This is a genomic window from Alteromonas sp. (assembly GCF_984505615.1).
Genome location: NZ_CFHOXV010000071.1, coordinates 1 through 9800, shown reverse-complemented (window position 1 = coordinate 9800; position 9800 = coordinate 1). Strand labels below are relative to the sequence as shown.

Genomic DNA, 9800 nt, shown 5'->3' with positions numbered 1-9800 from the left:
CCAAATTGCAGGGTGTTACTCCATGTCAGATTCGCTTCACGGCCCAGACCGTCCCTGCCTTCACGGGGACCTTCCCTGTCTTCTTTCGAAACTTCTGTATTCACACGGTCATCATTCACCGCAACGAACCGCCCGCGTACAACGGGATAAAAGTCAGAAGCTTCCACATCCGCCTGCTCAAAGTGCGATTGCAGCTGAGGTTTCTGACTTTGGGTAATATTGATCAGGAAATAATTAGGCGTGCCCTCTGGCAACTGTGCCCGCCATTGCGCGACCATATCGTTGCGCATAACCAGCACTACCAGCAACAACAATAAGGTCACAGAGAAACTGATAAGCTGCACACTGTTATCCATGGAGCGTCTGCGGATACGGGCCCACGCCAGCTGCCACGGTCCCATGCTGCCGCTGCCCAGTTTGCGTCCCACACGGATAAGACCCAGCGTAACAAGCAGCAAACCGGCGACCAGCGCAATGCCGGACACAAACAGAATGGCACTGATTTTCAAGTCCTGACTGTACGTCCACATCAGTAAGAAAATTGCACCACCCGCAGCCAGAAACTGCAGGGATTTTGAGCTCATTCCTGCGCCAACATCACGGCGCAGTACCCGCAGCGGCGGCACCGAAAATAAGCGCAGTAAGGGATAAAGTGAAAACAGAAGCGCACAAACCACACCGGTAAAGACAGCAATTAACACCGGTCGCCAGTGCCATACATTCAGTGATACATCTACCTGATCAGCCAGCGCCGTCACCACTATCTGCTGAATAATAACGCCGGCAGTAATACCAATCACGATGCCCACCAGAGTGATAAAACAAATTTGCATGGTGTAAATGCGGCGTATTGTGGTTTTGCTCGCGCCCAGTGTTTTCATAATGGCTACAGGGTCAAAATGACGCTGACTGTATCGCTGGGCGGCAACGGCAATCGACACCGCAGCCAGAATGATGGCAAGCAGACTGGCGAGCAGGAAATAACGTTCGGCGCGCTTCACCGAGCGGCCGACCGGGGATTCATCATCTTCAACAGACTGCCAGCGGTGAATTTCATCATCAAGCTGCGGACGCAGCCACTCATAGAACGTGTCGAGTTGTGACGTATCACCGGTAAAATAAGCTTTGTACGTCACCCGGCTGCCGGGGCCGGTGATATTTGCAGCCGGTAAATCGGCTTCACGGATTAATACGATGGGGTCAGTTGAAAAAATGCTGAAACCAGCATCAGGAATTTCGGACAGCACATTCGTCACTGTAAATGCGGCATCGCCCACATAAACGGTACCGCCGGGCTCAACATCCAGCAGTTGAAATAACCGCGAATCTATCCACGCTTCGCCGGGTTGAGGCAAACCTGTAGCCGGCTTCGCCTCTCCAAACGGCGAGTCCGTCACCAGAATTTCACCCTTTAACGGATAGTGTCCGTCTACGGCACGCAAATCCACCAGTGACATCTGCTCTTCACCGAATGCCATAGAACGGGTGGCGACCTGTGAAGCCGTGCCCAGCCCGTCCGTTTGCGCCTGTGCAATCCAGGCTTGGTCCACCGGTTGAGAGGCGCGTAACTGACTGTCTGCAGCCATAAAGCTGGCAGAGCGCTCGGTCAGTGCGCCCTGAAGGCGCTCACTGAACAACGACAGTGACAACACCGACGCCACTGATAACACAATAGCGAGCAGGATAATGGTAAGTTCACCCCGCCGGGCCTCATGCTTAAACAAACGCCACGCTAAATTAAATGCCATCCCCATATCAGGCTTCCTCAGCGACAGGACCGGATGATACCGTAGTTTCGGTCAGTTCCCCCGCCTGCATCGTCAGTTGTCGTGAGCAACGCAGTGCCAGCTCGTTGTCATGGGTAACCAGCACCAGTGTCGTGCCCAGTTCACGGTTCATCTGAAATAAAAGCTGCTCAATTTTTTCACTGTTGGCAGCATCTAGATTACCTGTAGGCTCATCGGCAAATAGGATTTTTGGCTGACCGATAAATGCCCTTGCAATAGCAACCCGTTGTTGCTCGCCGCCGGACAACTGATTAGGATAATGATGCGCTCTGTGGGACAATCCCACCTGCTCCAGAATTTTCTTCGCGCGGCCTTTCGCGTCACTTAGCCCTGAAATCTCCGCAGGCAGCATGACGTTCTCGATGGCTGTCAGACTTTGCACCAGCATAAAGCTCTGGAAAATAAACCCGACTTTTTCCCCTCTCAGCCGTGCCCGCGCTTCTTCGTTCATGGTATGAAGGGGAGCGCCGTCGAGATGGATTTCTCCGCTGCTCACTTCATCCAGCCCTGCCAGCAGACTCAGTAAAGTGGATTTGCCGGAACCAGACGCGCCGACAATGGCAACAGACTCACCTGCCTTGACTTCGAATGAAATTGGTTGAAGGATCTGAAGCTCACCTTCACTCGTAGATACTGTTTTCGTAATATTTCGGGTGCTAATCATAGGAGTTGTCACTGCCGTGTTTTTGTTACAACGATACCGCCGCTTTGCTTTTGCATGGGCTCTTTTATTTTTACAGCTGTTGGTGGTTTCAGATCATCTGCACGCTGCGTCAGAAAATCAGCAAACATCACCGCATTTCAAACTGTTAGTCCTGGGTGATAGCCTAAGTGCAGGCTATGGTTTAAAGCAACAGGAAGGCTGGGTTAGTTTGTTACAAAATATCTGGAATGACGAACAGCATCAGATTGATGTAATAAACGCCGCGATAAGCGGAGAAACCACCGACGGTGGCCTTGCCAGACTTCCCAGATTGCTGGAACAACATCAGCCAACACATGTACTTATAGAATTGGGTGGTAATGACGGATTACAAGGTCACCCGGTCACAAAGACGAAATCCAACCTGAACGAAATGGTTAAGCTGGCAAAAGCGTCGGGGGCCACTGTGTTCATACAGGATATGGAAATTCCTACAAATTACGGGCGTCGCTACACACAGATGTTCGCCAATGCATTTGATGCGGTGGCAGAGGAAAATGACATAAATTTAATCCCGTTTTTCCTGCAACAGGTAGCGCTGGATAAATCACTAATGCAAAACGACGGCATTCATCCTAATGCAGAAGCCCAGCCAATGATTGCACAGTTTATGGCTCAGCAACTCGCTCCGCTCATTCTGAACCGGAGCTGAGCCCGCCAGTTTAGCGGGTGACCTATTCTGCCCGGGCAGAAAGCATCCGCATAAACCAGTCAGATATCCCGCTTTTCATTACCTTATTTGCTCACAAAAAAAGAGGATGCCCGGCATCCTCTTGTTTGTTTTACATCTTTACGGCTTCACATAATGTGAAGTCACGCCTGCAGGTTGTTCTGTCAGTTTCATGTAGCGGTCACGAAGTTTGGTTTGACGGGAAGACATTTCAATGGCTTCACCTTCAATATAGACCTGTTCCGCCACTTCTGTTACTTCAAGGGGATCACCACTCCAGATCACAACATCGGCACGTTTGCCGGGAGCAAGTGAACCAACCTGACCGTCCACACCCAGAATCGCGGCAGGAACTGAAGTAAGACTGGCGATACCACCTTCATAACTCAGGCCGTTGGCAACAGCATTCCCGGCATGCTGGGCAGCCAGACGGATATTGTGAGTTTCCATACCTATAGCGACTTTCACACCGGCTTCTTCCAGTCTTGCTGCGTTATGTAACGTCGCACCTAACTGCTCAAAGTTACCGGGTAAGTTCAGCTGCGGATCAAGAATAACCGGCACGCCGGCTTCAGCCAGTTCATCAGCAACACGCCAGGCTTCCACGCCATGCAGTAACACAAGATGCATGGCCGCGTGACGCTTTTTAAACGCCAGCACCTGGCGGATATCTGCTGCACGGTCGGCTTCGATGAATAACGGTACATCACCGCTGACAACACCTTTGAGCGCTTTGATATCTGCACGGGCGTTAATACCGTCCCAGCTTGAAGTCAGTGAAGGCACGGACTTCGTGCTGCTGACTTCATCAAACAGCGCTTCCAGTGTCACCCACAATGCTGCCCTTGAGCCGCCGTGGCTGTCGGCTGAATTACCGTCCACGTTCACCACCATGAAGGCTTTGTTTTTTAATATCTCTGCGTTGTCGTCAAGACTGATCACCGCACCCTGGCCATGGAATAACATGTCAGTGTACTGTACCGTCGTTGCCGCTGAGGTTACCCCTTCAATACGGCTTACGTCGATAAGCGTGGAGTCAGGATTTATCGCATATGTGACATCCAGAGCCGCACCGGTTGTGCTGACAGGCGTTGCTCCGGCAGAAGAATCCACCTCACCCGCCCAAGACGACACTTCAACAAGGCCAAGAGAGGTTAACGCACCGACAAAGCCCGGCGTAACCACTTTTCCGCTGGCATCCACACGGGTATAGCCCGCCGGCACGTTGCCGCCAGCTGTCACTTTTTCAATTTTACCGTCTTTAATCAACACGGTGCCGTTTTCTATCGTGCCCTGTGCTGTCTGGGTAAGTACTTTCCCCCCTGTAATGGCGATATTCTCAGCCATCACACCGGTACTGAGAGCTGCGGCAACAGCAAGTGATAATAAGCGCTTCATTTTACATCTCCTTCACCGACCTGACCCACTTCAAAATCGCTTAACGGCCAGCTATCCGGGTTCTTCAGATCGTAAGCCTTGCCACCATCAATATAGACCTGTTCAGCTTTGGTGTAAGTCGAGAAAGGATTCCCTGTCCATAATACAAGATCGGCATTCTTTCCTGCTTCCAGAGAACCGGTTTTATCAAAAATCCCCAGTGATTTTGCCGGGTTGGCGCTCAGCCATTGCCACGCATCGGCCATAGAGATATCCATGCCGGCACGTTTACCATCAGACCAGGCTTTGGCCGCTTCCTGATTTAAGCGCTGAATGCCGAGTTCGTCGTCACTGTGTACAATGGCACAGGCTTTCGCAGCGTGTACCACCGGAATGTTTTCACGGATCCCGTCATACGCTTCCAGCTTGAAGCCCCACCAGTCGGCCCACATGGAGGCACACACATTGTTTTCTGCCAGCTTGTCGGCAATTTTGTAGCCTTCAACAGCATGGTGGAATGAGGAAATCTGATAGTTAAATTCCTTCATCATGTCCATCATGACCGTCATTTCATCAGCGCGATAGCAATGCATATGCACAAGAATGTCACCATTAAGCACGCCGGCCATGGTTTCTAAATCCAGATCCCGTTTCGGGGCCTTTGGGTCCTTCCCTGCATCGTAATCCGCTTCGTATTTATCCCATTCGCGCATGTAAGCCTGGGCGTCAGACCACGCCTGACGGTAACCTTTAACATTGCCCATACGGGTCATCGGACCACCTTTCTGGCCATACACACGTTTCGGGTTTTCACCGCAAGCCATTTTCATCCCGTAAGGGGCATCAGGAAACTTCATATCCTGCATAGTGCGGCTTGGTACGTTCTTCAGTACCACCGAGCGGCCGCCAAATAAATTCGCTGAGCCGGGCAGTATTTGCAGCGAGGTGACGCCACCCGCCAGAGCGCGGCCGAAACCGGGATCCTGTGGCCATACGGAATGCTCTGCCCATACGCCCGGGGTTACCGGCTTCGTCATTTCGTTTCCGTCAGACGTAGAGCCCACTGACGGAGACGGATAAACACCAAGGTGGCTATGGTTGTCGATAATACCGGGAGTAACCCACTTTCCTTCACCGTCGATAACAACCGCATCAGCGGGGTATTCAACCGTTTCACCTGTTGCTACGATTTTCCCGTCAGCAAAATAAATCATGCCGTTTTCAATGCGGTTACCCACACCATCCAGGATGGTGACGTTGATAATGACTGTGGGCTTTCCGGCTATGGGTGTGTAGGTGCCGGGATAAGGATCGGTGTTGATTGACACATGAGGCGCCTGCTCTCCCTTTTCAGCCGGCTTGTCGGAACAAGCGACTAAAACAGTGGAACACAGACAAGCCAGCGCTAAGGCCAGCTTTGTTGGTGTGTGTTTCATGATGTTTTCCGTTTTTATTGTTTACGTTTTTAGTATGAGTATTGCGGCTGTTTCTGTCGAAAAGCCCTCCCCATTAATAACCTAGACAATTGCGGGAAAACAAACAATATACGGTGAGATTAAGCGACGCTGCTATGCGAGGACTGACGATGCAGTACAGCGACAATTTCATCCGCTTTTTGCAATTTACGGATATCATTAAACAGGGTTTCCGCCTGCGGATACTGACGCTTAAGATAACCACACCATTGCTTAATGCGGTTGGGATAGTACCGTCCCTTATCGCCGTAAATCTCATAGCCAGAATAATGAATCAATAAATCCGCCACTTCTTCCCAGCGCATAACCGCCTGCTCGCCCCGGATAGTCCGCGCCAGATTTGGCATGGCCAGTGCGCCACGTCCCAGCATCAAATCGGTACAGCCAGACTGCTCCTGACAGCGCAGTGCATCACCGGCATGCCAGATTTCACCGTTAGCAACCAGCGGAATATTGGTGTGAGCGCGAATTTTAGCAATCCAGTCCCAGTAAGCAGGAGGCTTATAACCCTCGGTTTTAGTGCGTGCATGCACAACAAGCTGATCCGCGCCTGCCTCTGTAATAGCAATGGCATTTTCGATAGCCAGAGATTTATCCTCAAACCCCAGCCGGATTTTCGCTGTGACAGGCTGCTCTGCCGGCACGGCTTCCCGTACCGCTTTGACAATGTTGTAAAGGGTTTCAGTTTCTTTCAGCAACACCGCCCCGCCCTTACTTTTGTTCACGGTTTTTGCCGGACATCCGAAGTTCAGATCCACACCGGGGGAACCCAGCTCTACTGCTGTTTGCGCATTTTCTGCCAGCCACTCAGGGTGCTGGCCCAGTAGCTGAACCCTTACCGGTACGCCAGACGGTGTCACACTGCCATTATGCAACTCAGGACAAAGCTTATAGAAGGTTTTATGCGGTAACTTTTGATCGACCACCCGCACAAATTCGGTCACACATAAATCAAAGCCACCCACGCGGGTAAGCATGTCTCTCATCAGATGGTCAACGACCCCTTCCATGGGAGCAAGTAAGATTCTCATGTGGTTACACTGTGCCGGTATGGTTTAGAAACGGGCGCGAAGTTTAGCAGAGAAAAGGCAGCGAATCATCCTGCCACAGATGAAATGAAAGCCGTTGAGTAAGGGGTAATACAATATGAAGTGATGATACTGCGAGGTTCGCCGGTTAACTGGCGATGTTTTTCACGTCCTGAGCAATCCACAAACACACGTAGCATCCGAACTCACGGGTCAGGTACTGTTCGAACTCAGCTTTGGTTTCGCAATCGTGAGAAACGATGCGCTGTCGGTTGCCGTCGTAAATCAATGCTTTGAAAGTATACATAGTGTGCCTCGCTGAGTCAGGAAGCACACTATACATTTAGACGTCTATACTTTCAAACGTCCAGAAGTGTAAACAAAGAATATTTTGTTCTTAACCGGCCAGAATATATTCCAGACCGCCTATGATGGCTGCAACCTGAGCATCATTGCATATTTCATCAGAGGCTGATGGACTGTCGGGATAAACCTCGGTTGTCGTAACGTATGGCGCATCAGTCAGGCCTCCGCACAGAAACAGGGATTTCTTGTCATAGCTGATCACACCATCGTAAAGCACCTCTGCCCCGATGATTTTATCATTTTCATCTGCAGGTGCGATGTGTGTAACGCCCCGCACTTTTTCAATGACCGCTTTCTGAAAATCCAGCTCAACCTTCCCGCTGTCAGCAACCAGATAAAAACCATCCGGGATCTCCCAGACATCCTGAACGATACCATCCCGCGCCCCCAGGGCAGGCCGGAACTCGGAGTTATCAGTATCAGTGGTTTCGTGTAAATCGATGTGCATATGAACCGGCTCTTCAATGGCATCAACCATCGCTTTCAGCATGGCTGCTTCAGGTGCCGGAGAATCCGCACGGAAACTGCGGTTAGGATCAACAGCCAGGGGATCCCAGCGGTTAATCGTTTCGTAACCCCATGGGCTGACACAAGGTGCAATTACGAAGTTACATTTGTCCTGCCATTCAGCCAGATGGTCTGTGGCAAATTTCAGTGCACCCTGTACGCCGCTGGTTTCATAACCATGAACACCACCAGTAATAAGTACGGTTGGCAGGGATTTAACGAATAACTTTGGTTTGATGACGTAAAGCGGATAGCGGGACTCGTCGTAAGGTAATGCACCATACTGTGTGATTTCATAATTCTCAGGTACCGCGGGCAACCGGTCAATCACTTCTTCTTTATAGCTACGTTTAACAGACTGGGCATCCAGCCACTGTTTTTTCTCTGTGTCTGACCAGGGCGTTCCGGGGGTACCAATAGGGTAATCTTGCATATCCAACCTTTGTTTCTGTTAACAACAATGTTCTGACTGACACGATATCACGGCATTTAAAGTTGCTGTTATCGCGAGTCAGATGAATATGCACTTTATCACGTTATCCGGCCCGGCAGAGAATTACCGGGCACGCATACTGTGGCGGGCTGTCAGCCTGAAATGACAGTCAGACTTTTTTCTGCAGTTTCTTAAGCAGTTTACTGAAGCGGTCATCTTCTTTGCCGCTGATACGCTGAAGGGTAAGTTTTGCCTGCTCCTTATTATTATCATGCAGGTACAACTCAGCCAGCCGGAGATTCGCCCAGTTCAGAGAAGGCAAGCCATCTGTATCGATACCGGCTTCGGGCAATTCGCTCAGATAAGTCTCCAGTGCCTGAATGCCGGTACCGGTATACTCACCCGACTGCACCGCTGTTTGCCCCAGGCGGTAAAGACCGTATAACTGATTAAACCGATCCTCGCTGTATGCCTCCCATGCAGACTCATCTTCTTCAGAAGCGGCCTCAAGGCGCAGCGTCAGCAAAGGCTGCAAGGTTTCAATAGCCTGCGGGTAAGCTTCATCACTCATATATTGATCACCCAGCACGTATCTGGCATAAACTCGGGTTTCAGGTTTTCCTATCAGCTTCTTAAGAAGCGAAATACCTTCCTCTTTTTTATCACCGGCCAGCAGATATTTTGCTTCGGCAATCTGTCCTTCGTCAGGGTCGAGTGCTGCTATATCAGCCACCAGTGATTTTGCCGTGTCCATATCACCACCGGCTATGGATGGAACAAAAAGGTGATACTGGAAAAGAGCCTGATAAGTGCGGATTTCGTCAGGAGCCACTTCAATAGCTTTCTCCAGACTCTTACGGGCTTTTTTAGCATAGCCCAACGCTGAAAAAATACTTTCTCCTGCCTGTGCGCCCATGACACTCGCATGAAGCAAGTACACACGATAATTTTCCGGATAGGCATTGATAAAATCTTCTGCTGCCTCTTCTGCGTCATCCAGATCAGTATTCATCAGTGCAGAGATGTAAGTAGAAAAGCGCTCTGCCGACTTGTTCTTTTCATCTTTCAGTATCGCGATGACCTGGCCATACTTACCTTCCTTAAACCAGGCGTCCAGTGCATCATCGGAAATCAGGGTGTCTGCACTGGCAATAACAGGAAAAGTAAGCGCACTCACACAAAGCGCGACCGTCGACAAACGTTTTATGAAAAGCGTTCCTTGCATAGCGATAATTCCTTTTATTAATCAACTATCAGACTAGCAAGATTAGAGGTTGGAAAGTATGTGAAAAAGTAACAATCTGTGATGATGGCAGGATCACCAGCACGGTTCCCGCAGAAGAATTCAGGCGGGTAAATTCAAGGCAAAAAAAAGACCAGCATTTGCTGGTCTTTCTTGTATGGCGTCCCCTAGGGGATTCGAACCCCTGTTACCGCCGTGAAAGGGCGGTGTC

At 50.4% G+C, this 9800-nt stretch carries 9 protein-coding genes; 1 reads left to right on the top strand and 8 read right to left on the bottom strand.

Translation table 11 applies throughout. The features are described from left to right. On the bottom strand, nt 1–1754 hold a 1754-nt coding region (locus AC4PME_RS20180), incomplete at its 3' end, for an ABC transporter permease (protein WP_491529744.1). Between the two features lies 1 nt (nt 1755). Further along, a complete protein-coding gene (locus tag AC4PME_RS20175) occupies nt 1756–2451 on the bottom strand; it encodes an ABC transporter ATP-binding protein (RefSeq protein WP_119500871.1) in 696 nt (231 codons plus the stop codon). A gap of 22 nt (nt 2452–2473) precedes the next feature. On the opposite strand from AC4PME_RS20175, the gene AC4PME_RS20170 reads away from it, so the two are divergent. Beyond that, nucleotides 2474–3142, top strand: coding sequence for an arylesterase (locus AC4PME_RS20170; protein WP_442858458.1), 669 nt, complete (start codon nt 2474–2476; stop codon nt 3140–3142). A gap of 138 nt (nt 3143–3280) precedes the next feature. On the opposite strand, the gene AC4PME_RS20165 is transcribed toward AC4PME_RS20170, so the two are convergent. The 6 genes from AC4PME_RS20165 to AC4PME_RS20140 all read right to left on the bottom strand — a co-directional run bounded on the left by AC4PME_RS20165 (nt 3281) and on the right by AC4PME_RS20140 (nt 9571). Beyond that, entirely contained in the window at nt 3281–4558 is a 1278-nt protein-coding gene (locus AC4PME_RS20165) for an amidohydrolase family protein (protein ID WP_491046213.1), read from the bottom strand. Continuing rightward, nucleotides 4555–5976 carry an amidohydrolase gene (locus AC4PME_RS20160; protein WP_491046245.1) on the bottom strand — a complete coding sequence of 474 codons (1422 nt, stop codon included), beginning with the start codon at nt 5974–5976 and terminating at the stop codon, nt 4555–4557. Before AC4PME_RS20160 ends, AC4PME_RS20165 begins: the two co-directional genes overlap by 4 nt. 116 nt (nt 5977–6092) lie before the next feature. Beyond that, nucleotides 6093–7043 carry a tRNA dihydrouridine(16) synthase DusC gene (gene dusC, locus AC4PME_RS20155; RefSeq protein ID WP_491046212.1) on the bottom strand — a complete coding sequence of 317 codons (951 nt, stop codon included), beginning with the start codon at nt 7041–7043 and terminating at the stop codon, nt 6093–6095. Between the two features lie 145 nt (nt 7044–7188). Continuing rightward, the gene (locus AC4PME_RS20150) at nt 7189–7347 is read right to left on the bottom strand and encodes a hypothetical protein (RefSeq protein WP_303574655.1); all 159 of its coding nucleotides are present in this window, start codon (nt 7345–7347) and stop codon (nt 7189–7191) included. A 90-nt stretch (nt 7348–7437) separates the two neighbouring features. After that, nucleotides 7438–8346: a M14 family metallopeptidase gene (locus AC4PME_RS20145; RefSeq protein WP_491046211.1), complete on the bottom strand. Its 909-nt coding sequence runs from the start codon at nt 8344–8346 to the stop codon at nt 7438–7440. Nucleotides 8347–8515: 169 nt separating this feature from the next. Next, nucleotides 8516–9571: a tetratricopeptide repeat protein gene (locus tag AC4PME_RS20140; RefSeq protein WP_491046210.1), complete on the bottom strand. Its 1056-nt coding sequence runs from the start codon at nt 9569–9571 to the stop codon at nt 8516–8518. Nucleotides 9572–9800 lie beyond the last annotated feature (229 nt).

Bases quoted from the DNA above. Each gene is read 5' to 3' on its own strand.
- AC4PME_RS20150 (WP_303574655.1), bottom strand. From the start codon at position 7,347: ATGTATACTTTCAAAGCATTGATTTACGACGGCAACCGACAGCGCATC.
- AC4PME_RS20145 (WP_491046211.1), bottom strand. From the start codon at position 8,346: ATGCAAGATTACCCTATTGGTACCCCCGGAACGCCCTGGTCAGACACA.
- AC4PME_RS20140 (WP_491046210.1), bottom strand. From the start codon at position 9,571: ATGCAAGGAACGCTTTTCATAAAACGTTTGTCGACGGTCGCGCTTTGT.
- AC4PME_RS20175 (WP_119500871.1), bottom strand. From the start codon at position 2,451: ATGATTAGCACCCGAAATATTACGAAAACAGTATCTACGAGTGAAGGT.
- dusC (WP_491046212.1), bottom strand. From the start codon at position 7,043: ATGAGAATCTTACTTGCTCCCATGGAAGGGGTCGTTGACCATCTGATG.
- AC4PME_RS20165 (WP_491046213.1), bottom strand. From the start codon at position 4,558: ATGAAGCGCTTATTATCACTTGCTGTTGCCGCAGCTCTCAGTACCGGT.